Annotated in this window: 18 protein-coding genes; 11 read left to right on the forward strand and 7 right to left on the reverse strand. The window is 58.2% G+C overall.

Annotated elements, in window-relative coordinates; all coding sequences use genetic code 11:
- The first annotated feature begins 134 nt into the window (after nt 1-134).
- The 4 genes from F2982_RS20660 (at nt 135) to F2982_RS20680 (ending at nt 5,843) form a co-directional block, all read left to right on the forward strand.
- Complete coding sequence (locus F2982_RS20660) at nt 135-848, forward strand: nitroreductase (protein ID WP_203430699.1); 714 nt, start codon at nt 135-137, stop codon at nt 846-848.
- Nucleotides 849-958: 110 nt separating this feature from the next.
- On the forward strand, nt 959-1,882 hold the full coding sequence (locus tag F2982_RS20665) for a LysR substrate-binding domain-containing protein (RefSeq protein WP_203430700.1): 924 nt from the start codon (nt 959-961) through the stop codon (nt 1,880-1,882).
- Nucleotides 1,883-2,474: 592 nt separating this feature from the next.
- On the forward strand, nt 2,475-3,389 hold the full coding sequence (locus tag F2982_RS20675; protein ID WP_203430702.1) for a LysR family transcriptional regulator: 915 nt from the start codon (nt 2,475-2,477) through the stop codon (nt 3,387-3,389).
- Nucleotides 3,390-3,563: 174 nt separating this feature from the next.
- A complete protein-coding gene (locus F2982_RS20680; RefSeq protein WP_246777626.1) occupies nt 3,564-5,843 on the forward strand; it encodes a PAS domain-containing protein in 2,280 nt (759 codons plus the stop codon).
- 4 nt (nt 5,844-5,847) lie between these two features.
- Here F2982_RS20680 and F2982_RS20685 read toward each other — a convergent pair whose 3' ends face one another.
- From F2982_RS20685 to F2982_RS20700, 4 genes are all read right to left on the reverse strand, one after another.
- The gene (locus tag F2982_RS20685; RefSeq protein ID WP_203430703.1) at nt 5,848-6,210 is read right to left on the reverse strand and encodes a response regulator; all 363 of its coding nucleotides are present in this window, start codon (nt 6,208-6,210) and stop codon (nt 5,848-5,850) included.
- Nucleotides 6,211-6,227: 17 nt separating this feature from the next.
- The gene (locus F2982_RS20690; protein WP_203430704.1) at nt 6,228-11,834 is read right to left on the reverse strand and encodes an AAA family ATPase; all 5,607 of its coding nucleotides are present in this window, start codon (nt 11,832-11,834) and stop codon (nt 6,228-6,230) included.
- 109 nt (nt 11,835-11,943) lie between these two features.
- Complete coding sequence (locus F2982_RS20695; protein ID WP_203430705.1) at nt 11,944-12,570, reverse strand: hypothetical protein; 627 nt, start codon at nt 12,568-12,570, stop codon at nt 11,944-11,946.
- A gap of 321 nt (nt 12,571-12,891) precedes the next feature.
- Complete coding sequence (locus tag F2982_RS20700; protein ID WP_348652524.1) at nt 12,892-13,383, reverse strand: Rrf2 family transcriptional regulator; 492 nt, start codon at nt 13,381-13,383, stop codon at nt 12,892-12,894.
- A 32-nt stretch (nt 13,384-13,415) separates the two neighbouring features.
- On the opposite strand from F2982_RS20700, the gene F2982_RS20705 reads away from it, so the two are divergent.
- The 6 genes from F2982_RS20705 (at nt 13,416) to F2982_RS20730 (ending at nt 18,827) form a co-directional block, all read left to right on the forward strand.
- On the forward strand, nt 13,416-14,072 hold the full coding sequence (locus tag F2982_RS20705; RefSeq protein ID WP_203430706.1) for a DUF1971 domain-containing protein: 657 nt from the start codon (nt 13,416-13,418) through the stop codon (nt 14,070-14,072).
- A gap of 16 nt (nt 14,073-14,088) precedes the next feature.
- Nucleotides 14,089-15,303, forward strand: a complete 1,215-nt coding sequence (gene hmpA, locus F2982_RS20710; protein WP_203430707.1) for an NO-inducible flavohemoprotein — start codon at nt 14,089-14,091, stop codon at nt 15,301-15,303.
- A 163-nt stretch (nt 15,304-15,466) separates the two neighbouring features.
- Nucleotides 15,467-15,946, forward strand: a complete 480-nt coding sequence (locus tag F2982_RS20715; RefSeq protein WP_203430708.1) for a carboxymuconolactone decarboxylase family protein — start codon at nt 15,467-15,469, stop codon at nt 15,944-15,946.
- Nucleotides 15,947-16,122: 176 nt separating this feature from the next.
- Complete coding sequence (locus F2982_RS20720) at nt 16,123-16,962, forward strand: tryptophan 2,3-dioxygenase family protein (protein ID WP_203430709.1); 840 nt, start codon at nt 16,123-16,125, stop codon at nt 16,960-16,962.
- A gap of 108 nt (nt 16,963-17,070) precedes the next feature.
- Entirely contained in the window at nt 17,071-18,120 is a 1,050-nt protein-coding gene (locus F2982_RS20725; RefSeq protein ID WP_203430710.1) for a glutathione S-transferase C-terminal domain-containing protein, read from the forward strand.
- A gap of 140 nt (nt 18,121-18,260) precedes the next feature.
- Nucleotides 18,261-18,827 (forward strand): YceI family protein, encoded by a 567-nt coding sequence (locus F2982_RS20730; protein ID WP_203430711.1) that lies wholly within the window; start codon nt 18,261-18,263, stop codon nt 18,825-18,827.
- Nucleotides 18,828-18,915: 88 nt separating this feature from the next.
- Here F2982_RS20730 and F2982_RS32200 read toward each other — a convergent pair whose 3' ends face one another.
- From F2982_RS32200 to F2982_RS20745, 3 genes are all read right to left on the reverse strand, one after another.
- Nucleotides 18,916-19,419, reverse strand: a complete 504-nt coding sequence (locus tag F2982_RS32200; protein ID WP_348652525.1) for a GFA family protein — start codon at nt 19,417-19,419, stop codon at nt 18,916-18,918.
- Nucleotides 19,420-19,538: 119 nt separating this feature from the next.
- Nucleotides 19,539-20,507, reverse strand: coding sequence for an MBL fold metallo-hydrolase (locus F2982_RS20740; protein ID WP_203430713.1), 969 nt, complete (start codon nt 20,505-20,507; stop codon nt 19,539-19,541).
- 334 nt (nt 20,508-20,841) lie between these two features.
- Nucleotides 20,842-21,297: a hypothetical protein gene (locus F2982_RS20745; RefSeq protein ID WP_203430714.1), complete on the reverse strand. Its 456-nt coding sequence runs from the start codon at nt 21,295-21,297 to the stop codon at nt 20,842-20,844.
- Between the two features lie 265 nt (nt 21,298-21,562).
- Here F2982_RS20745 and F2982_RS20750 point away from each other — a divergent pair, with 265 nt between their 5' ends.
- Nucleotides 21,563-22,312, forward strand: coding sequence for an NAD(P)H-binding protein (locus F2982_RS20750; protein WP_203430715.1), 750 nt, complete (start codon nt 21,563-21,565; stop codon nt 22,310-22,312).
- Nucleotides 22,313-22,469 lie beyond the last annotated feature (157 nt).

Consider the following 22,469-nt stretch of genomic DNA (forward strand, 5'->3'; position numbering starts at 1 on the left):
CGGACGGTTGAATAGCCGTCACCCAGGGGCATCGTTCAACTGTGTTGGATCATGCGTACAAGCTCAGGAACTTCTAAAACTTCCGATAGCCATTACTCTGCTCAACAGCTCAGAAAAACGAAAGGGGAGCTGCTATGCACGCCAATCTAAAGTGGGACGAATCCGATACTGACCGAGCAAGCGTCGTCGATCAAATCATGGTGGAAAGGCGCGCGAAGAGGGGTTTCCTGGGGACGCCTGTGCCGGCTGACACAGTCCATGACATACTGAATGCGGCTCGCTTCGCGCCGAGCTCCAGCAATACTCAGCCATGGCGATGCTATGTTCTGACGGGAGATGCCAGAAACCGCATCACGTCTAAGGCGGTCGATATCTTCCGGGCGGGGCCGGAGAAGCTGGCCCCCGAGTATCCATTCTTCCCGCAGCCCCTCCACGATCCGTTCATCAGCCGCTTCAACCTCTTTCGGGGCCAACTTGGCGATGCGGTCGGCGTTCCGCGGAGTGACAAATACGGCAGGCTGAAGGACGTGGAACGCCAGTTCAGGTTTTTCGAGGCACCGGTTGGAATGATCTTTACCATGGACCGCAAACTCGAATGGGCGAGTTTCATTTGCTATGGCTGTTTCCTCCAAAATCTGATGCTGGCCGCCAAGGCGCGTGGTCTGGACACATGCGCCCAGCAGATTTGGTCGCTTCAGCACGAAATGCTTCGCGAAGAGTTGGGTTTCCCGGAGACGGATATGGTCATCGCCGGAATGTCTCTCGGTTGGGCCGACAACAGCCTTGCCGAGAACAATATGGTCAACCACAAGCTGGCGATCGAAGACTTCGTTGAATTCGTTAGCTGAACACCCTGGTCACTTGGCCTCTTACCTTACAGCTGCCGATTGATTAAGGTCGTCGCGATCCGTCGCGACGACCTTTTTTTTGCCTCCGTACACCAAGGTAGTAGTTGCCCATGCTCGACCTCAAGGACGTGTACTTCTTTATCCAAGTCGTTGACCGCGGAGGGTTTACCGCTGCCGGGGAGAGCCTCCGCGTACCGAAATCCACTCTCAGCCATAGAGTTCGAGAATTGGAGGATTCTCTCGGTGTGCGGTTGATCAATCGCACGTCCCGCCAGTTCGGGATGACGGATGTCGGAGCTGAATTTTACCAGTATGCACTCCAGGTTCTGCATTCCGCAGACACGGCCGAAGAGTTTGTCCGCCAGAGGCTGCATGAGCCGAGTGGGACAATCCGGATCACGACCGCAGTCGAGATCGCGCAGTTCGCCCTTCGGGATGTCATTCCGACCTTCCTGAACCGATACCCGAAAGTGCGGATCGTCGAGATTGCCACCGATCGCTTGGTTGACATGGTGGCCGAGGGATTTGACCTGGCCCTGCGAGGCCACGTGGCGTCGCTTCAAAACTCAACGCTCGTCCAGAGGGGTATCGCCAGTGTGCCTTGGTACCTCTTCGCAAGCCCGGAATACCTGAAGCAGGCAGGCAATGTTGCCGACCCGCAGGCCCTTTCCGTCCACTCCACACTGGCAAATGACCGGCATGGGGCGGATATATGGCGGCTGAAGGGTCCGAGAGGGCAGGAGGTCGAGGTGCCTATCGAACCCCGTTTCCTCAGCAACAACATGATCGCCTTGAAAGAAGCTGCCTGCGCAAATCTAGGGGTCGCGGCTTTGCCTGGATATATCTGTCGAGACGAGATCGAGGCGGGAAAGCTACAGCAGATACTTCCCGGATGGATGGCAGCCGACGCCCGGATGAGCGCATTGATACCGTACCGGAACGGACTTCTTCCTGCTGTGCGGTCACTTGTTGATTTCCTCGCGGTCGAGGTTCCCAAGGTGACGGCCTTTACGCCCCTGCGCGCCGACGAGTAGTGCAGCATGTTGGCTGTGCATACCCAAACATCAGTTTGCTACTCGTGGGTACCTGATTCCGCTATTTTCGGGTTTGCCGGGTAATTCCGGCGTGACGACGCGTGATGCGTCTCCCGGAAGAAAAACATGAGATTGCGAACGCAGGTTCAACAAGCACTTCATTGTTGCGTGCTGATGGCCGTTTCTTCAGACGGGCCGCTCAGTACGAGTTTCCTGGCTGAAACATGCGGACTGCCGAGGGAGTACCTTTCCAAGACCCTCCAGGCGTTGGCTCGGGGAAAGGTGATTTCCGCTACGTATGGGCCGGGGGGCGGTTATCATCTGAACAGACAAGCAGGTGAAGTTTCAATTCTGGAGATCGTAGAGGCGATAGAGGGGCCTACCGATACTCTCAGGTCGAAGGCCAGGGTAGCGAACTTTGGCAGTCGTAAGCCACTGAACATGTTGCAAGTGGTTGGCCGCATAGTTGAAGAGGCTGACGCCGCATGGCGTGCTGTGCTCGATGCGACGAGTGTCGAAGACCTGGTTCGCCAACTGGAATTCGAGAAAACTGAGAGCCCACCACCTGGGACGAAAGTAAGGAGAGGTTCTTTTGCAGGGTCTTCTCAATGAAACCGCGGGATTGCTCGCGTTCTGTCGGGCTGTCGAGACAGGCTCCTTCACTGGCGCAGCGCGTGTCATTGGGACCAGCCCGTCAGCAGCCTCGAAGGCAGTGTCGCGCCTTGAGGTGATACTCGGTGCAAAACTGTTCCGCCGAACGACCCGGACCCTGACTTTGACGCAGGAGGGCGAGGCGCTCTTTCAACGGATGAGCCCGATCCTCAGCCAAATAGAGCAAGCTGGGGATATCGTGCAGTCCACACGACACCCATCCGGCCACCTGCGCGTCAGCCTGCCCGGAGAGTTCGGCCGACTGCTGCTCGCGCCAGTGTTTGAACGCTTCATGGTCCTCCATCCGAGGATAACTCTCGGTCTGGACATGAGCGATCGCCATTCCGACGTCGTACGCGATGGATACGATGCGGCCTACCGCGTTGGATATTCTGATCAGAACTCGCTTGTTTCACGAACCCTGGCACATCTGGAGATGGCGCTGGTTGCTTCGCCGTCGTTCGAAGGTCGTCATGGGACGATGACGATCGAGCACCTGTCCAAGCTGCCATTCGCGCGATACTCGATCGGAGGGCGGCCATATCCCGTTCGGTTTGCCGATGGAACGGAGTTCACACCTACAGGGCGATTGGACCTCGACAATGCGACAGCCATTCACCAAGCCGCAAAGTCAGGCGTTGGGCTGGGTTACATTCTCAAGATGATCGTGCGTGACGACCTCGCTCGGGGCGTGTTGGTCGAGGTTGTCCCGTCCGCAAGCCTCAAACCTATACCATTTCAGGTCTTGCATGCGCTAGGAAGAATGCCCACGCAGCGGCTACAGGCTTTTACGGCTTTCATCGCTGAGACAATTCAGGCTCTGGAGACGACCGATAGGCCGCTAATTATGAGGTAGCTGAGGCTCCTCAACTCCTTGGCTTTCTGCTACGTTGTGACCAGGGCCGTCCGGATCGCCAGACGGAGTTGTTCTTTATTGGAACGTGACCGGGTCATGCCATTGAGTAGTTTGCCATCGGCGACTGTGTTGGCTGGGTTCTCTCGGCTACACCGCGTTGCCGCGGCTGCCGTTTTGGCTCTTTCCTTGGGATTTTTGGTCCTATTTCTGCTTGGGACGTTGCTCGGCTTCTTGCCCGCAATCGCGGCGCTGTTGTTCGCGTTCCGTGGTCGCGCGTTGAACGCCCTGCGTTTGTGTTTATCCGGGATGTTTGTTTGCGCTGTTGTGGCGTTGATCGTTGCCGGCGCGAGCCCGCTCTCCATTGACGTGGTCCTCTTCCTCGCAGCGTCTCTTTGCGTGGCGCTGATCCTGATGTTCGTCGATAACGGCCCAGTGCCGATAGTCTTGTCGAGGGACGAGGGACGCGAAACGATCGAAAGGGGCGGGACGTCGGCAGATGCCGACTTACAACGCCACGATTTCTTGGCTCTCCGCGACAGGGAGCAGGAGCTCCTCGAAATTGTCAATTTTGTCCCAAGCAATCTCTGGAGGCTTGGACCCGACGGAGAACCGACTTTTTTCAACAAGCCAATGGTGGATTTCCTTGGCGTTGACGTCGGGGAGCTGGTCCCAGAGAACGGCAACCGGTTGAGGTCCATGATCCGCGTCGCCGTACATCCCGACGATCAGGAGAGGTTTGCTGCCGAACTCTCCCATTCATTGTCCACCGGAGAGGCTTTCTCGTCCCAGTATCGTCTCCGTCGGCATGATGGCGTCTACCGTTGGATGTCGAGCCGGGGAGCCCCTCTTAAAGACCGCAGTGGCCGGGTTGTGCAATGGAACGGGCTTTGCCTGGACATCGATGATCAGGTTCGGACCGAGGAGGCCCTTAAACGAAGCGAGTGGCACCTTCAGCAACTGATTGATGCCATGCCCGTTCAAATGTGGAGCTGGACGCCGGAAGGCGAGCTCCTTTACGTGAGCAAGCGATATCTGGACGAGCTCGGACTGTCGAACGTCAACCTGTCGGAATTCGCGAAGACAGCGTTGGAGTTCGTTCATCCGGAAGACGTCGGCGCAGTGGAAACTGCTCTGCGCGGTGTGGAACGCGGACAGCCTTTCACCATCCGATATCGAAGAAAGATGCCGGCGGGAGGATACCGCTGGACCGACGGCAGGTTCGAGCCGCTTCGTGGCGACGACGGAAATATCACCGAATGGTTTGGACTTGCGATCGACGTAGATGACGAAGTCTTGGTCCAGGAGGCTCTTCGAGAGAATGAGAGATCATTGAAGGAACTGGTGGAGACCCTTCCGACGATGATCTACTGCGCCACGCCGGAGGGCAAGCCGATCTATCGCAGCCGGAAGCTTCAGGAGTTTCTCGGCTTTGGGATCGAGGCGAAGGATGGCCTACGCGATTCGCGGTTAGACGGGACGCTAGACGCAATAATCCATCCCGACGACCTCGAGGTGGTGCGCCAGCAATACGGTCGATCGCTGCACACGGGCGAGCCTTACGTGATGAAGCACCGGCTTCGACGTCACGACGGGGAGTATCGGTGGGTCGAAACTCGCACCGCGCCCATGCGAAGCTCGGATGGCGCTGTGATCCAGTGGAACGGTGTCTGTGTCGATATTGACGACTGGGTCAAAGATCAGGAGCAATTGGGAATCGCTCAACGCAATCTGGCGCGCGCGACCCAGGCGGCCAGCCTCGCAGAGCTGACTGCTTCAATAGCCCACGAGGTAGGACAGCCGCTCGCTTCCATCGTGTCGAGTTCGGACGCGAGCCAACGTTGGCTGTCGGCCGATCCGCCAAATGTCGAGCGAGCTGTCAAGGCGCTGGAGAGAGTGGTTCGGAGCGCTGAGACAACAATGAATGTCTTTAATCGTGTGCGGGCGCTTTTCAAGCACAGCAATGATGCCAAGGAGCCGAGTTCCGTCGGCGAGGTCGTCAGGTTGGCACGAGAACTGACCCTTGAAGAGGCGATGCGCAGAAACGCAAGCCTTGATATGACCCTTGAACCCGACCTTCCGACCATCACCCTCGATCGAGTGCAGGTGCAGCAGGTGCTCGTCAACCTAATCAGGAATGGACTCGAAGCAGGACACCAGGACGTGGGTCGCCCGAAGGTGTCAATTGGCGCTAAAAGGGACGGGGGGTACATCAGGGTCGAAGTGCGTGACAACGGTCCCGGGTTGACCTCGGCGGATCGCGTATTTGAGCCGTACTTTACGACAAAACCCGACGGAATGGGGATGGGGCTTGCGATCTGCAAAACCATCGTCGAGGCGCATGGCGGGAAGCTTTGGGTGGAAAACGTCGAGCCAAGTGGTGCGCTCTTCATTTTCACGTTGCCATTGGATGCCGAGGTAGAGCAGCGCGAGCCAAAATCGGTCGGCTTGGCCTGAGATGCTAGTCGGAAATGGCGTCTTCGATAGCCGCCTTTAGTTCCTGACCGCCAAACGGCTTGAACAAACATGTGCCGGCTGACTTAGCTTCAGAGATAATCGCTTCCTGTGCATGGCCCGTCATGAAAACCACAGGGATGGCGATGGAACGGCTCTTCAACTCTGCGTTAAGCTCGACCCCGTTCATTCCGGGCATTGAGATGTCGAGCAACAGGCAATCTGCGTCGGACTCCGATGCCGAAGCGAGAAAATCGATGGCAGATTCATAGGACGTCGGGGAAAAGCCGAGAACCTCGAGAAGATCGATCAATGACTCCCGCACCGATTGATCGTCGTCGATGATCGCAATGGTGGGCGGGGAGTGCATGTCGATAACGTCCCCATTCAGGAGCTGAGGTCTGGCAATATGCCGTTCGCTTCAGTGCTGCTTCGACTGCCAAGTGAATTGCTGGCACGTTTGAGGGTAAAAGAAAAGGTCGCGCCTCCGTCGGAATTTGCCGCCGCCCAAATTTCCCCGCCGACATTTTCGATGATCGCTTTGCTGACCGAAAGCCCAACTCCCATGCCGTTGGGTTTTGTCGAGTAGAAGGCTTCGAACAGGCGCTCGAAACCTTCGGGACCGAACCCACAACCGTTGTCGGTGATATCGACGCGAATTTCATCGTCGCCGTGGAGAGTTGTGGAGAGACTGATCGATCTTCCTCCCGGCAGGCACTGAACAGCATCGACCGCATTCAATAGGATGTTCAGCACGACCTGCTGCACTTGAACCCTATCTCCCGACGCTGGCGGGAGTTCATGCGCAAACGACTGGCGGACGAGAATGTTGTTTGTCCGGAGCTCGTTCCCGGCGAGAGTGAGAACCTCGCGGACGACGTCATTCAGGTCGAATGACTCGACCATGGGCGCTCTGGTGCCGAACAGGCCGCGTAAGCGCCGTATGGTCTCTGCCGCACGGTTTCCGTCCCTGAGGCTGCGGGCTGCCGTCCTCCGCGCGCCATCGAGGTTTGGCGGTTCGGAATTGAGCATTACCTGGCAAGCTTCCGCGTTTGCCACGATGCCAAGCAGTGGCTGACTGACCTCGTGCGCGATAGACGCCGCGAGGACTCCCAATGTTGCCGTCCGGGAAACGTGCGCGAGTTCCGCGCTGACGCGGGCGAGTACATCCTGGGTGCGCTGCATTTCGCTGACGTCCTGCAAAGACCCGAGATGCCGACGACTACCATTTCTGTCGTATCCCGTCCGCGTAACAAGACGGACGTCACGGAAACTTCCGTCAGCCAGTTGCAGTTTGAATTGGCGGTCTATGTTGGTTCCCAGGCGTCGAGCGGCATCGACGAGTTCGTGGAAATCCGCTCGCTCCGTCTGTTGGACGAGCTCACCCAGTCCCCCGATGGTCAGGAAGTGATCAGCGGGGAGTTGGCAGATACGGTAAATTTCTTCGGAGCATTCAAGCCTGTCCAGATCGTCGCTCCAATAGAAACTGCCTGTTCGGCTCAGCCGCTGCGCTTCACGCAACCAGGCCTCGCTTCTTTGGAGCTCGGAATACAGTCTGGCGTTCCCAAGCCATATCCCGGCCTGGGACGCGAGAAAATCCAGCACTGATGTCCGGTCTTGGGAGAAGACATCGGAAACGACGTTGTTCTCGACATAGAGAAGGCCAATCAGACTTGTGGCATTGAAAACTGGCACGCATAGGATCGACCGCGGGCGGTTCATCTGAAAATACTCGTCGCCCGGGTCGAGGACGCCCGACACAGTCTCATGAAGTGCTACAGGTGACTGCGACCGCAAGACGAACTGAAGAACGGACAACGGCACTTCCGACGCGGTGGGCGGCCTTCGGTCCTGTCTGACCTCGATCTCCGTTTCCCGCGTGAGCGCGACGGCCTCGATGTATAGGTCGCTGTCGGACAGCAACATCAAGACACCGCGCTCCGCGCCCGAGTGCTGCACGACGAGCTTCATAAGCTTTTCGATCAAACTGGCCAGCACTACCTCGCTGGACAGTACGCGAGAGGCGTTTCCGACGGCATCAAGGCCCAATTGCGCGACCGGCAAGGTCAACGAGTCATGTGACTGAGGTAAGAGCGCACGGTTGGACAGGTTGATGAAGCGCAGGTCCAGAAGTCTCACCTTCGCAAGGGTACCCCACCGCAAATACATCTCCCTCGCGCGCTTCAGATATGCGTCAGCTGCGATATCCAGTCCCTGCGTCATGTAGCAGCTGCCGGCCAATTCACTGGCGATAGCCTCGACCTGCATAAAACCATTCGCTTTCGCGGTCCGGATCGCATCTTCGTATAGGCCCTGGGCGTCCGGGTTTCGACCTTCCAATCTAGCGAGTTCGGCTGCGAGCAGCGTCGTGCGGCAGGCGAACGTGACTTCGCATCCTTTTGTCCATTCTGTCAGGCGGGCATGGTGCCGTCGAAGCGCATCAAGATTTGGCTTCCTTGTTCTTCGCTTCTCTTCGCGCCCAGCTAGAGCAGCTGCCGTGAGGCCGGCGTAGAATTCGTATTCTGCCTCCTCGATCGACGATCGCATTGCCCACTTGATCGGTTCGACGCGGGCGGCCGCCAGCTGCGCGGATGCGAAGTCTTCCGTCAGATAGTGTTCGATCAACCGGAATACCCAGTGATAGCAGATCATCATCGCGGTGCCCGGCTGCGGCTCCGCATTGCCGGACGCCCACGCGTCGAGTTCTCCGTTCGCTGCCGTCTCAAGCCCACGCAATCTCCTGATCAGGCGCGCCTGGCTGAAGAACTTCTCGTGCGGCAGGCCAAGTTCAATGGAACGGGCAAATGCTATGGAATCCTCGGCGCGCTCCTGGACCTCAGCTAGTGGTTTCCCTGACATCAGTTCATGAGTGATGTGATTGCGCGCGTTATAGGCGGCGAAGGCCATGTCGCCTGTCGCTGTGCTAATATTGAAAGCCTCTTCCGTAAGAGGCGCGCTGACGGCCAAGGGTTTGATCCAGGGAACAGCAAAGCCGGCGAAGAGGGAATAGACACGGGCTTTGTATCTGCTGGCGAGACCTTGATCGACGAGCTTTCGCGACAGTTCTCCAAACTTGTAGGCGGTCGAGTAGTCGCCGAATTGGACCCCCAGTGCCATGTTCAGTGCGGAAAACGCGACGCTCGAACTGTCGCACAGCCCATGTCGCAGGCTGAGGACGGTCATTCGCAGGAGAAGGAATTCCATCAACCGCCGATCGACTGCGTAAGCCGCCGGGAAGACCTCCGTCATCACGGCCATGCAAGCCATGATATGAGGGTCGGTCATCGGGGGATAGTCAACGAGCTCTTCGATCGGTTGGTTGACCAGGAGGCGGTGAAGCTCCTCGAATTCGCTGACGACGTCGGTGTGGCTTGGCTGAACCGGCCAGCCAATTCCGGCGTCTGCCAAAAACCTCACCCCGGTATCGACGGCTTCGACATTGCGGCCAGTGGAGAAGAAAAGGAGCACGGTCAGGCAGATCACGGAGGCACGCTCCGCAAACTCATCTGTTCCTTCCATGAGGCCGATGAGGCGCTCCTCAGCGGCGCGGAGCTGTCCATTCACGATGTTGCACTCTGCGATCCCCACATCCAGTTTGAAGCGCAGGGGTCTGCTCCCGTCATCTCGTCGATCTAAAACGGATAACCCTTTTTCGAAATACGACTGGGCGGCGGTGTAGGCGCTGGCCAATTTTGCGCGCTCGCCGGCTGCGAGAAGGACATTGGCAACTGACAAGCGCTCGCTATCCGAAACAAGATCAAGGGCCTTGTCGAAATGCCCCGCGATTTCATAGACCCTGTCATCTAAACCCTGGTGTTCAGAGTTCGGGAGCAGGACGCGGCCGATCCTAAGATGCTCTTCTTTGATACGCTGCCCGTCTCCGATTGAGTGGTGTGCTGCCATCTGAATCTGGTCGTGGACGAACGACACTCTGCCGGATGAGACGCGAACCATCCCCGCCTCGATGGCCGGCCGCAGCATCGGTTCTAAATCCTGCGCCGCTATCCCGAGAACTAGAGCGGCAACCCCAACGTCTGACGAGTTTCCCAATAGGGCCAATACGGCCAATGCGGTTCTTGTCTTTTCAGGGAGACTGTCCAGCTGGGCTCCAAGCAACTGTGCCACGTTCTGCGTGACACTTCGATCTGCTACCTCCTGATCATTCCAGTTCCATTCGGACGTTTCCGAATGAAAGGTCAGTAAGCCGTCCGTTTCCAGCTTCCTTATGAACTGGATGGCAAAAAAGGGGTTCCCACCTGTCTTCTGGCCGACGATGGTCGCCAGGTTGGCCACCCGTTCCGAAGCGCAGGAGAAAATGTTCGCCAGCATGCGTTCGAGGTCGGGAATGGGCAATTTCTCAAGCCGAATTTCGGTCGCACGGACCGGCAGTTTCCTGACATCGGTCAGTACAGCGGAGAGCGGGTCCGACGGGGCGACCTCATCGTCGCGATACGCTACGACGATCAGCGTGTGACTGAGCTGATTGTCCATAAGCAGGCCATGGATCAACTCCAGGGTCGCTGGGTCCAGCCATTGCAAATCGTCGACGAATATTACGAGCGGATGCGCGGCGGTGGCGAAGACACTGAGGAATGCTTTGAATAGGTATCTAAAACGCGCCGCAGCCGTCGTGAGCTCGGCGATGATGGTGGTTGAACTACCGCCGATGACGTGTGCCAGTTCAGGGACGAGATCGACCATCAAGCCGGCGTTGTCCCCGAGTGCTTTGGTGAAGCTTGTCCTCCACTCTTCAAGCTCGAGCTCGTCTTTCGCCAACAACTGTCGAACAAGGCCTCGAAAAGCCTGGACGATTGTGGAATACGGCGTTTCCCATCTGTTTTGATCAAATTTCCCTTGGGCGAAGAGAAACCCTCGGCCCACGAGAGTCTGATGAACGCCGGCGACCAGTGACGACTTCCCGATCCCGGCCGGTCCCGTCACGAGGATGAGCTCACTCTCACCGCCGGCGGCTACTCGTTCCGCTGAGTTCAGGAGGCGTTGGCGAGCGACGTCGCGGCCGTACAAGGTTGCCTCGTAGCCGGAGTGACGGAACAGGTCGCCGCGGGCAACCGGAAATCGATCGACCTTGCCTACCGACGACCATTCCGTCAGGCAGCGCTGTAGGTCACTCTCCGCCGCCCGAGCCGACTGGTATCGCTGCTCCGGGTTCTTCTCCAATAATTTGAGCACGATTGCGTCGATTTGCGGAGGAAGGCCGTGGTTCCTGGCGCTGGGCTTTGGCGCTAGGCTCGTTAGATGGCGATGGGCCCATCCCAGGGCGTCGACCGCTGCGAAGGGCAGGGCTCCCGTCAACAGTTCGTACACTGTCACACCGAGACTGTAGAGGTCGCTACGATGGTCGGGATGGTGGTTGGTTCGCCCGGTCTCCTCGGGCGACATGTAGGCGGGCGCTCCCAACGAAACGCCGGGAAATGGCGTCGACGCGGCGCGGAGCCGTCCCGCTCGCCCGAAGCCGGTCAGGGCGATCTCACCTGTTGCCTTCAAAAAGCAATTCTCAGGCCGGATGTCACCATGGATCAGCCCGCTCTCGTGGACGAGTCGCACCGCCTTGGCTGTCTGACATATCACGTTCAGCCTTTCGCCGGTGGAAAGTCGTTCCCACTCTTGGGTACCGAAATCCCGGCACAGTGGGACGCCGCCGGGATCGTGCAGAACCATTCCCAGCCGCTGTGCGCCTGTTCCGTTGCCTACCGGATGGAGAATGCCCTGATTTTTCGGGAAAGCGCTGAGGAGATCGTACTCTCGAGATACCGCTTCAAGCCACTTGATGTCTGGGTCAGTATTTGCGGCGAGGACGAGTACCGACTGCCCGCTCGCTCCGCTGACCCGATACCACTGCCGCTCCGCCTCGGAGTGAAGCCGCTTGGCTACCAGCGGAGCATCGGCGAGGACATTGGCAGCTATCGAGGCGGCGAACGATGCTTCCGCTTCGGAGGTCAGGTCGGACAACGCGGTAGTGTTGGTGGGCAACATTGACCGAAGCTACACGATCCGCGCCCCCAAACGGAGGTAAACCAACGTTCTATTGCGCTGTTTCCCTCCGCATGCGTTTACGGCAATCCGCACCGGGCTTAGTCCGCCGCTAGACGTGGGCCGACATTTTGCCGGGCCAGGTGAAATAGACGTAATTCTCGTCGACTTTGTCGAAGTAGGCGTTCTGTCCCGTCTTGGCGTCGACATAGGAGCCGTCCGGCGACTTTACGAAGTTGCCATTGGCATCTCGCTTGAGGTGCTCGTCCAGAAATTTGTTCCAGGCCTTCGGTTCGGCCTTCTCCGTTTTCGACCCGCTCTTCGCGTTGGCGGGGTCGTACGCCGTCGATGTTTCTCCGGTGGCCGGATTAGTGACGGTAAGGGTCCCATCCTTCAGCGCCTGGAGCATCGCTTGGTCATTGACGTAGCTCATCGGATCACTGCCGCCATCGGTCAGTCGAGCTTTGAGATTCGTCATGAAATCCCTCGAGCCGATTGTGGCCGTCGCGTGCTGTTGGGAGCCGCCGGCGGACGAACCTTCGCTTTGGTTCTGCAGGGCCTGTAGGATGACGGACAGGGTCTTGGAATCAAGGCGGGTGGATGTCGTGTCCTGGAACCCGAGCGAACTTAGCAGCTTCGACGCGGGACTTGTGTCGGTCTCTTTCGTCGAGTTGCTTTGCAGGACGCCAAGTGCAAGGCGTGCGGAATAGCTGCGGGCGAGCGATAGCGCGGAAATCATGAGGCTAACCTTCCATCGTGCTTCGAGAATGAAGTGGCTGTTCCGACGCTCCGTAGGGGCGGGCGTCGGAACAGACGCGAAGGCATGACCTCGTTGCTATCAGCCTAACGGAGTGTGCAATCTCCGTTGCGCGTCCAACGGCTAGGCAGAGGAGCTTGCGTCTGGCTGGAAATTATGAGCGAAAATTCAATTCAGAGAGCTAGAGCATCTCGATATTTAATCAAGTTTTATCAATGGTTTAATTTGAAAAGTTCGAGCATTTGGGTAGGTATTTGTGTGACGATTGTAACCATATTGTTGGGGCGGGTAATGCGAGCGCGTTCACGCCGCGAGAAGTGAGCGTAGGAGCTCCCTGCGTTGTACCAGGTCGGCAACGGTGTACTTGTCGAAGACCCCGATAAAAGCAGCCGTGGCTTCGGACAAGATGCTTGGCATCCCGCATCCGCCTCTGACCATGCATGAGGGGCAATCCAACAAATCGGTAAGGCCTTCGGTATGCCGGAGCAGTGCTCCAAGGTTGATGTCGGTTGCGTGTCGGGAAAGCCGAATGCCGCCATTGCGCCCGCGAACTGAATCGATGAAGCCGGCTGCGGCAAGGTCTTGGACGACTTTCATCAGATGGTTCTGCGAGATCGAGAAGGCCGTGGCTATAGAACGGATCGAAGACATTTCTCCTTCTCGAGCGCCCAGAAAAATCAAGACGCGGATCGCGTAGTCTGTGTACCGGGTGAGGCGCATCGATGCTCCTGCGTCAAAAAGGACCATGCCAAAAACATGCATTTGAATAGCATGTTTCGCATCGAGGATATACATGCATTTCAGATGAATGTTTTAGGAGCGAAGTCATGGATGGGCTCGACCAGCGCAAAATCGAACAGGTGGTTCGGCAGTTCTACGATCGTGTTCGTATCGACCATGAGCTCGCGCCGGTTTTTTCGGTTGTTGAAGACTGGGACGAACACCTCGCCAGGATCAGCGAGTTTTGGGCGTCGGTCATTTTGATGACGGGACAGTACAAGGGAAATCCTCTCGCCATGCATTTGGTCCATGCGGACCTGTTCAGGCCGGAGCTGTTTGACCGATGGCTGCTGTTGTGGAGAGAGACGACCGACGAGCTGCTCTCTGCACAAGACGCCTCTGTGCTCCAGGCCAAGGCTGCGAGGATTGCAACACGGTTTCGGACGACAATGTTTCCCGGGTCTAGGGCGAACGCGCCAAGCTCGGCACTACGCCCCTTCAAGACGTCGCCTGAATTCACGGAAGGGAACATGCCCGCGGTGCTTCTGAGAGAACACCGTCTCGACCATGGCACTTGGGGCATCCTTCGCGTCCACGCCGGTGAAATCCTTTTCTTCGGCGGCGAGACATCCGTAGGCCACGTAACGCGCGCGGGCACACCGGCCTTGGTTCATCCAAACAAGCCGCACCGTCTTGAGATCGTAGGTCCGGTCGCGCTCACCTTTGAATTCTACGACGAAAACCCGGCCTCGCTGGCCTATTGAAACGAAAGGAAAACCCATGCCCAAACCGCTGTCGCCACGGACGATAGAACTCGTCAAACTCAGTGTTCCCGCGCTCGCGGCCCACGGGTCGGATATCACCCGGCGTATGTATTCCATCCTCTTCCAGGACGATCACATCCGGGAGTTGTTCAATCATGCCAACCAGGGCGAGGGAGGGTCGCAGGTAAAGGCGCTCGCCGGAGCGATATTGGCCTACGCACAGAATATCGAAAACCTCGGGGCGCTTGTTCCCGTTGTCGAGAGGATTGCCCATAAGCATATCGGCTATCACATCCTGCCCGAGCACTATCCTTTCGTCGCCAAAGCACTGCTGTCGGCGATCGAGGATGTGCTGGGAGAGGCCGCGACTGCGGAACTGCTCCAAGCGTGGGGAGAGGCGTACTGGTTTCTAGCGGATATCCTCAAGGAGCGGGAGCTCGAAATCCGGACGCAGCTGGAGGCGCAGACCGGGGGCTGGAACGGATGGCGCTCGTTCAGGATCGAGGCGAAGATCAGGGAGAGCAGCGTGGTGACCTCGTTTGTCCTGCGACCTGTCGATGGCCGGCCCGTCATCAGGCAGAAGCCCGGGCAATACCTGACGATCAGGCTCCCGATCGCTCCTGGGGAGACGGTGAAGCGCAACTACTCGATATCTAGCGCGCCAAACAATGAGACCTATCGCATATCCGTCAAGAGAGAGGTGAACGGGCAGGGTGCCTCGAAATACCTCCATGACCGGATGGACGTCGGCGCGTTGCTCGAAGTCACACCTCCGGCTGGCGACTTCTATCTACCGGAAGAGCCTCAGCGTCCGGTCGTGCTGCTGTCGGGTGGTGTCGGATTGACGCCGATGGTGAGTATTCTCGAGGCCATTTCGACCGAGTACCCAGAACTGGAGACCCACTTCGTGCACGCGGCGTTGAACAGCCAGACCCACGCCATGGACCGGCATGTTCGCTCACTGGCGGCCGATCACGGCCGCGCGACGGTGCAGACCTTCTACAGCGAGCCGCACGCCGACGATGCGGTAGGGCTGTCTCATGATCATGACGGCTTCGTCACCGTGGATTGGTTGAAGCAGAATACGCCCTTCGAAGCGGCAGATTTCTACCTCTGCGGTCCCAAGGGCTTCCTCGCGGCACTGGTTCCGGGGCTGTTAAAGGCGGGTATCCATCCCGACCGTATTCACTATGAGTTTTTCGGACCGACGACTGAACTCATGGCAGCTTAGACCGACGGTTCCGGCGGCGCTTTTGCGCTGCCGGAACCGTGCCTCGCGTTAAACCCCAACGCGTGTATAGCTATCCCGATTGCGCGTCGTGACCCACGATTTGTTTGCCCCGCGGACCTCTCGGTCGAGCGGGTAATCAACGAAATCAAAGTGGAAGAAGACGATGACACAGCGGATCAATTACGCGCAGGTTTCTCCCGAGCTTTTCAAGAGCCTCATGGGATTCAGCATGGAAGTGCAGAAGGGCTCCATCGAGCAGTCCATCCTTGACCTGGTTGACATTCGCGCCTCCCAGATCAACGGATGCGCATTCTGCCTCGACATGCATTCCAAGGAAGCCAAAATCCACGGCGAACGTGAACTGCGTCTCTACCATCTCGCGGCATGGCGCGAGTCGACCTTGTTCAGCCCCCGCGAGCGCGCCGCGCTCGCATGGACCGAAGCACTGACGAAGCTCCCGGAAGGCGGCGTCTCCGACGAAATCTACGAGAAGGTTCGCGGACAGCTTTCCGAGAAGGAAATCTCCGACCTGACGTTCCAGATCATGGTCATCAACAGCTGGAACCGCGCGAGCGTCGCGTTCCGCGCGGTACCTGGCTCCGCCGACAAGGCGTTCGGGCTCGACAAGGCAGGTCTCGTGTAAGCAATCGCCTATGCATGCGGCCGTTTGTCGGCCGCATGTTCTCCACTGGTTTATCGTTCAGCTTTTTGAACGCACAGTCGAAGAACCGCCGCCTGTCCGACCTTGATAATTGGTCCTACGCTGGCCCGACCGGATGTAATCAGCCGGCAGCGATAAGCCAATAAGAGGACGGAACAATGAGCGATACCGGGACAAACCAGCCGATCGTAGGCGACGGCCACACGCCTTACAGCAGATACGTCCAGACCGAGGTCCTTCACACCCTCCAGGACTTCGTCAGCGACAGTCCGGCAGAGCCGGCATTCCTGGCCAACGTCCAAATCAGCGAAATCTACTGGGCGCTGATCACCCGGGAGCTGGTGACCGCGCAGACTGAATTTCGCGGCGATCGCATCGCTGCGGCCAATCGCGTCCTCCGACGTATCGTCAGCCACATGGAGGCATTCAACGCCAACTGGCGCTCGCTCTCGTGGCTTACGCCGGCGGAACTGATGCCAATCCTCAAGGGTCTGGGTGCGAGGCACGGCAAGGATACCGCGCTCCAGGGATGGACGTTCCGCGAAATGACTTTTCTTCTCGGGGTGAAGGACCGTCCGTCGCTTGAACACTTCGAGCCGCAGCCGCAGAGGCACAAGCAGCTGACGGAACGGCTCAACTCGCCCAGTCTTTATGACGACATCCTGGCGGCGCTGGCGCGTGACGGGAAGGCTGTTCCTGAAGCCTACCTCAAGCCCGACCACGCTGCGGCTTACAAGCCGAACAAGGAAATCGAAGCCATTTGGGCGGAAATCTACCGACGCGATGATCCGGCGGATCACTGGCGCACCTGTGCCGAGCTACTTGCCGACATCGCGGTGGAATTCACGAACTGGAAGTACCTCCACCTTATGGCAACACGTCGTACATTCGGCTCGCGGCCGGCGTATCACGGCGTCGATGCAATCCAGTGGCTCCTCCCCACCATGTGGGAAATTCCGTTTCCTGAAGTTTGGACGGCACGGGGCTTGGTAGCCTGACAACAATACGCCAGCCTCGCAGCTGGCGAACACCTCGTTCAACGACAACAAGTCGCCTTGAGATCGCCAACGGCGAGCGGTCATCCATGCGCGGCATCGGAGATTGGCATGGAAAGCGTTCAATTGGATTCATTGATAGCGCGTGCGAGGGCCTGCATAGCGGATAGCGAGCGGGCAGGAGTACAGCGTCGCCCTAAAGGGGAGGCTGCCGGCCGGTTCGTCCTTTTCCATGCGGCTATGTCGTTCTGTTCACAAAAGGTGAGGGCCACACTTTCTCAGCGGGGCGCAGCCTATGAATCGAACGAAATGCTGATCCTAGCGAGCCGTGATCAAAACGGCGCACTGGTCGCGGCGGAAAATTATGGTTCCGACTATGTCCGCCTACGAAGTTTCGGGCAGGCCGCAGCTGCAGTCACCCTGGCAGATGGATACTCGGGCATGTCGTCGGTCTCGACGTGCGGATTGGACGCCTGTGCCGTGCCGACGCTCGTCGATCTCGGAACAGGGGAGGTCATCGTGGACTCCCTGCGTATATGCGTTCACATCGACGCGGCTCTACCTGGCGCAGAGCCGCTGATGCCGGCAGCGGCGGCACAGAGGCAACAGGTGCTGCGACAGCTTGAGGCCGTGGACCTTACCCCGCATCCGGGCCTTCTCTATGGGTTCAATCCTGAGGGGGATCGCCGTCCTCCTCAGATCAAGGAAGCCATGAGAACGGTGTACGACGAGAAGCTCGAGGCGCTTGGCGCTCTTGTTGTCCGTCACTCGGACGACCCTGAAATAGCCCAGGCCTACCGGGCAAAGATTTCAAAGGAAAGCGGGGGAAAGGCGCTGCAGTACGATCCCGCTTTCCAGACGGCAATTCGGAAATCGGCACGAGACCGCCTCGTGCAGCTCAACGTCGATCTTCAGCAAAGCAAGACGGATTGGCTATGCTCCGACAGTCTGACGCTTGCCGATATCTTCTGGGGCGTGAGCCTCGTCAGGCTACGGTACCTCGGGCTTGGAATTCTTTGGGAGGACCTGCCTCTCGTGGATGCCTACTACCGCATGGTCACATCCCTCCAGTCTGTTCGGGAAGAGGTGGTGTCTGCGACTATCGCATCGATGCCACCCTCGGCGTATTTGAACGCCGAGGTGTTGGGGCGGTCGTTCTGATGCTGGCGTCTGGCAAGTGAGGTCTACGTCAACACAAACTATTGTTTGTCTGACGCCCTCAACGAACAGCTGTTTAAATTTCGAGACCAGTTGGTCGTCGGTCGTGACGTCCAAATAGTCGATTTCGAAAGGGCTCAGCCATGACCGACAGCATGCCGGCGACACTGAATATTGACACGAATTCCCGCAAGATTGTTGCGGGCCGCTACGTGGTCGATTCAATGCACACCAGGGTCCTTTTCAAGGTCAGGCATTTCGGGGTGAGCAACTATTGGGGAGAGTTCATGGGGCCGACCGGTTGGCTGGAAATCGACCCTCAGCGCCCGAACGATACGTCGCTTCAGGTCAAGGTGCCGACCGGACAGGTGAGGACCAACAGCAGCCACCTCGACGAAGAGTTGCGTAGCGCCGAGTGGTTCGATGCGGAAAGGTATCCCAGCATCATCTTGGCTGGGAGCGGGCTCAAACTGACCAGCGACGGTCGAGCCGTATTCGAGGGTGATTTCACGCTACATGGGATTTCCAAGCGTGTCGCCTTTGGAATCGATTTTATCGGAGCTGGAACCAACCCATTCAAGGGAGCGCCGACGATCGGCTTCGAAGCTTCGGCGACTATCAGTCGAACAGAGTTCGGGATTAGCGCCAAGTATCCCATCGTCGGTGACGGCGTCAAGATCATCGTAAGTGCGGCCTTCGACCTCGCTTGAATGACAGGGAGTTGCATTAGTCGTGGCCGTCTGGAGTGCCGAACTCGAATGAGTTCGGCACTCGAGAGGTGGCCTGAACCCACCAGCGTCATAGTTCCGATTGGAAGTTTACCCACGGATGCCGCAAATGGCCGTATACGACCTTCTCAGGCTCAAGGCCGGACGCATCTTCAAAACAGCCGAGACCGACGGCCGTTAGCCCTGGGTAGGCATCCGGCATCCAATATACGGTCGTGCCGCATGATGGACAGAATTGGAAAGTCACGTCGTGGCCGCTGTCTCCGGCCCTCGTATAGGAGCTTGCCTGGCCGGAGCATTCTACATTTTCTGAATTGAACAGCACCGCCACACCGAAGGCGGAGCCGGTCCGGCGCTGACAGGATCGGCAATGGCAGAGAGCGACCATGACCGGTGACGCATCAGTGATCGCTTTGAGTTCGCCGCAGCAGCACGTTGCCAATCGCTTCATGAATGAAAACCTCGCAAAGTTCCGGAACCACTTCTGACCTCGGATGAACCTCGTTGGCGGATGGCGAGCAGAGTTGGAACGTCTAGCGGAAACGAGAAAGGATGCCCGGCTATTGCCGGGCATCCGAGCTTGCTCTGAACCTCGGACAGCTACTGCTGCCGCAAATGCCGCCGCACGCACCTCGCTTGGAGGGAGGGAGTGCCGTGGCCGTTTGCTCCGAAGTCTCGGGATTGGTGACTTTATCAGTAATCCCAGAAGACAGGGACCCAACGGAACGCGTCGCCGGCGACGGCGACACGGCCGAGGGAAGGGAAAGGCAGGTGGGTGGCGACGAGAAGCTCACCGGTGCCGGCGAGTTTGTGCAGGAGCTTGACACGGACACGGGCGGCCTCCTCGGGATCGTGTTCGAAACCGTTGAACCATTCGGGCTGATCGAAGCCGACGGCGAAGATGGCATCACCGGCGAATGTCAGAGCTTCATCGCCCGAGGCGACGCGGATGATGCTGTGGCCCGGTGTGTGGCCGCCTGTGCGGTGGGCGGTTACACCGGGAGCGACTTCCTGTTCGTCCTTGAAGGTCCGGAGGTTGCCGCGGTAGTCGGCCAGAAACTGCTTGGCCGTCGCGCGAAGTGCGTTCGGGAAACCGTCCGGCATGCGCGTCTTCGTGAAGTCGGGGTTTTCCCAGAAATCGACTTCCGCCTGCGCAACGTGGATACGCAGGTCAGGACGAAGGCGTTCCTTGATACCGCCGACGACGAGTCCGCCAACGTGGTCCATGTGCATGTGGGTCAGGACGATGTCCGTCACCGAGCCCAAGTCGATGTCGGCCGCTTGCAGGCGCTGGATCAACTGACCGGCGCGCGGAAGGTTCAGGTTCGGATCGAGGCCAAGGCCGGCGTCGATGAGAATGGTCTTGTCACCGCTCTTTACGACGACCGCGTTGAGCGGCCAATCGAAGGCGTCCGGCGGCAGGAACATGTCGGCCATCCAGTTCGCACGGACGGTGGCATCGGCGTTGTGCCCCATCATTTCCGTCGGCAAGGGCAGGACGCCGTCGCTGACGACCATGACGTCGATATCACCGATCTTGAGGGCGTAGCGCGAGGGCACCAGCTCCTCGGCTCCCTTCTTGCCGGGATGGAAAGTTGTTTCCGCCGGTACTTTCAGCTGCTTGACAGCCGACGGATGGTTTTCGGTTGGTGCTTGCGACATAACGCACTCCTGTGTTGGTTCGACGCTTGGCCAATCGCTTCTCCTCGCCATGATGCAGTTTGCGTATGGTTGCGAGGGCGGGAATCTCTCGGCCCGACTGGCCAGGACCCCGCAGATGGCAGGAAAACGCTACAGGGCGCTTCGACGCCGGGTAATCCAAACTTAGGTTCTATGGCCTTCGTCGGCGCACAAGGTTCCGCACGAGATTCGTCGCTATCGGAGATTGGCTCTGAAGAGATCGAGTTAGAGAGCTGGTGGCTCGTAGCCTTCGGAGGACAGGCAGGGAAAGCCCGTCAGTCTCGATATCCAGAGGATTTGCGGCGAACGCTGACCGCTATGATCTGTAAGACGGCCCCAAGACTGGATCGGTCTCCCGAATGTCGGCCTCCAATTCTCCCCTCTCGATCTCCGCGATCTCCTGGGTGATCCGGCCATTCTCCACGAGCACACGCAGGCAGTGCTCCGTGACGACACGGAAGCCTTCTCCCTGCGCCGTCAAAACACCCCGCGTCGAGATGAATTCTCCGCTGGTCATTGAGACGTTGGAGCATTGCATGATCATCATCACGGCCAGGTCACGCGGGTTCCAATCGAGCTCACGGCAGTACCTGACAGCGACGTCGGGATTTTGTCGTGCGCTCCATTTGGCCGTTTCCACACTGACGCGCAAAGCGGACGCTTCGTACTCCGACCCAACTGGCAACGCGTTCTGAAACTCGTCCATCATATCGATCAGAAGGGAACCTGGGTCTAGGTCGTCGAGTCTGTCGAATAGGCCCTCAAGGGACATGTGCTTCTCGTATAAAGACATGGTTGTAAACGCAAAGCCTGATTGCGGATCAGGTCTCGACTTTTTGTTGCCCGATCAAAGCTCGGAACTCACGCTGTTATGTGAAGTAAGTTTAAGCCCGGTCAAGGCGAGACGCGTTAGTAAACCAAGGTATAGGTGGATTTCTAATGCCTGACCCATTGTTCTGGGACGATGCAATGTGAGCGCGCTGGACACCTTCGCGTTTTCACATTTCGAAGCATAAGCTGGCTCATGGGAGTTTACAATGAAAGCGTTGGTTGTCGGTGGAAGTGGCCTTATCGGCTCGCAAGTCTGCAAAATTCTACAGGATGCTGGACACGAGGTAATCGCCGCATCGCGTCGAACCGGTATCGACACAGTGACGGGCGAGGGGCTTGCCGCGAGCCTGGAAGGAGTCGATGTCATTGTCGACGTGCCTAACTCGCCGTCCTTCGAGGAAGCCGCCGTCCTCGATTTCTTCACGAAATCCTCGACGAACATCGCTCGCGAAGCAAAGAGTGCCGGCGTCAAGCATTGGGTCGCGTTGTCAGTTGTCGGCATCGATCGGCTTCCGACGAACTCCTACTTCAAGGCCAAGCTGGCTCAGGAGGAGATCATCAATGCGTCGGGTGTGCCTTTCACGATCGTACGCGCCACTCAGTTCCTGGAATTCCTGGACGCCATCGCGTACACCTCGACGCAGGGCGACGTTGTTACGGTCTCCACCGCCTACTTGCAGCCGATAGCCGCGGAGGACGTCGCGAAGTTCGTCGCCGAGGCAGCGCTGGAGAAAGCTCAGAACCAGACCAACGACGTTGCCGGGCCCGAGGCCTTCAGGACAGTCGACGTCATGACGTCGTATCTGAAGGCGAAGGGGAACGGTAGTAAGGTCGTTGGTGACCCCGAAGCCAGCTACTTCGGCTCAAGGCTCGAACCGAACTCGTTGGTACCTGTCGGCACTGAGCCCAAACTCGGCTCCATCACCTTCGAGGCCTGGCTCGCTTCCCAAGCGTAGCCGTCCGGATCGTTTCCGCTTCCGGAAACCGTCAGCCTCTATTTTCTGCGTCTTCGGGCGAGATTGGACAGCGATGTCATCTCGCCCGTTTCCTTATCACCAGCCATTTTTGTCGTCAGGGTTGTTCGCACCGTCTTGGGGCGATCCAGAGCGCGAT

Origin of the sequence: Rhizobium sp. BG4 (assembly GCF_016864575.1) — a bacterium.
Lineage (GTDB): Bacteria > Pseudomonadota > Alphaproteobacteria > Rhizobiales > Rhizobiaceae > Rhizobium.

Coding starts and splice junctions, on each gene's coding strand:
- F2982_RS32200 (WP_348652525.1), bottom strand. CDS start 19,419: ATGCCCGGCAATAGCCGGGCATCCTTTCTCGTTTCCGCTAGACGTTCC.
- F2982_RS20715 (WP_203430708.1), top strand. CDS start 15,467: ATGACACAGCGGATCAATTACGCGCAGGTTTCTCCCGAGCTTTTCAAG.
- F2982_RS20665 (WP_203430700.1), top strand. CDS start 959: ATGCTCGACCTCAAGGACGTGTACTTCTTTATCCAAGTCGTTGACCGC.
- F2982_RS20685 (WP_203430703.1), bottom strand. CDS start 6,210: ATGCACTCCCCGCCCACCATTGCGATCATCGACGACGATCAATCGGTG.
- hmpA (WP_203430707.1), top strand. CDS start 14,089: ATGCCCAAACCGCTGTCGCCACGGACGATAGAACTCGTCAAACTCAGT.
- F2982_RS20740 (WP_203430713.1), bottom strand. CDS start 20,507: ATGTCGCAAGCACCAACCGAAAACCATCCGTCGGCTGTCAAGCAGCTG.
- F2982_RS20725 (WP_203430710.1), top strand. CDS start 17,071: ATGGAAAGCGTTCAATTGGATTCATTGATAGCGCGTGCGAGGGCCTGC.
- F2982_RS20690 (WP_203430704.1), bottom strand. CDS start 11,834: ATGTTGCCCACCAACACTACCGCGTTGTCCGACCTGACCTCCGAAGCG.
- F2982_RS20695 (WP_203430705.1), bottom strand. CDS start 12,570: ATGATTTCCGCGCTATCGCTCGCCCGCAGCTATTCCGCACGCCTTGCA.
- F2982_RS20700 (WP_348652524.1), bottom strand. CDS start 13,383: ATGTATATCCTCGATGCGAAACATGCTATTCAAATGCATGTTTTTGGC.
- F2982_RS20720 (WP_203430709.1), top strand. CDS start 16,123: ATGAGCGATACCGGGACAAACCAGCCGATCGTAGGCGACGGCCACACG.
- F2982_RS20660 (WP_203430699.1), top strand. CDS start 135: ATGCACGCCAATCTAAAGTGGGACGAATCCGATACTGACCGAGCAAGC.
- F2982_RS20750 (WP_203430715.1), top strand. CDS start 21,563: ATGAAAGCGTTGGTTGTCGGTGGAAGTGGCCTTATCGGCTCGCAAGTC.
- F2982_RS20745 (WP_203430714.1), bottom strand. CDS start 21,297: ATGTCCCTTGAGGGCCTATTCGACAGACTCGACGACCTAGACCCAGGT.
- F2982_RS20730 (WP_203430711.1), top strand. CDS start 18,261: ATGACCGACAGCATGCCGGCGACACTGAATATTGACACGAATTCCCGC.
- F2982_RS20705 (WP_203430706.1), top strand. CDS start 13,416: ATGGATGGGCTCGACCAGCGCAAAATCGAACAGGTGGTTCGGCAGTTC.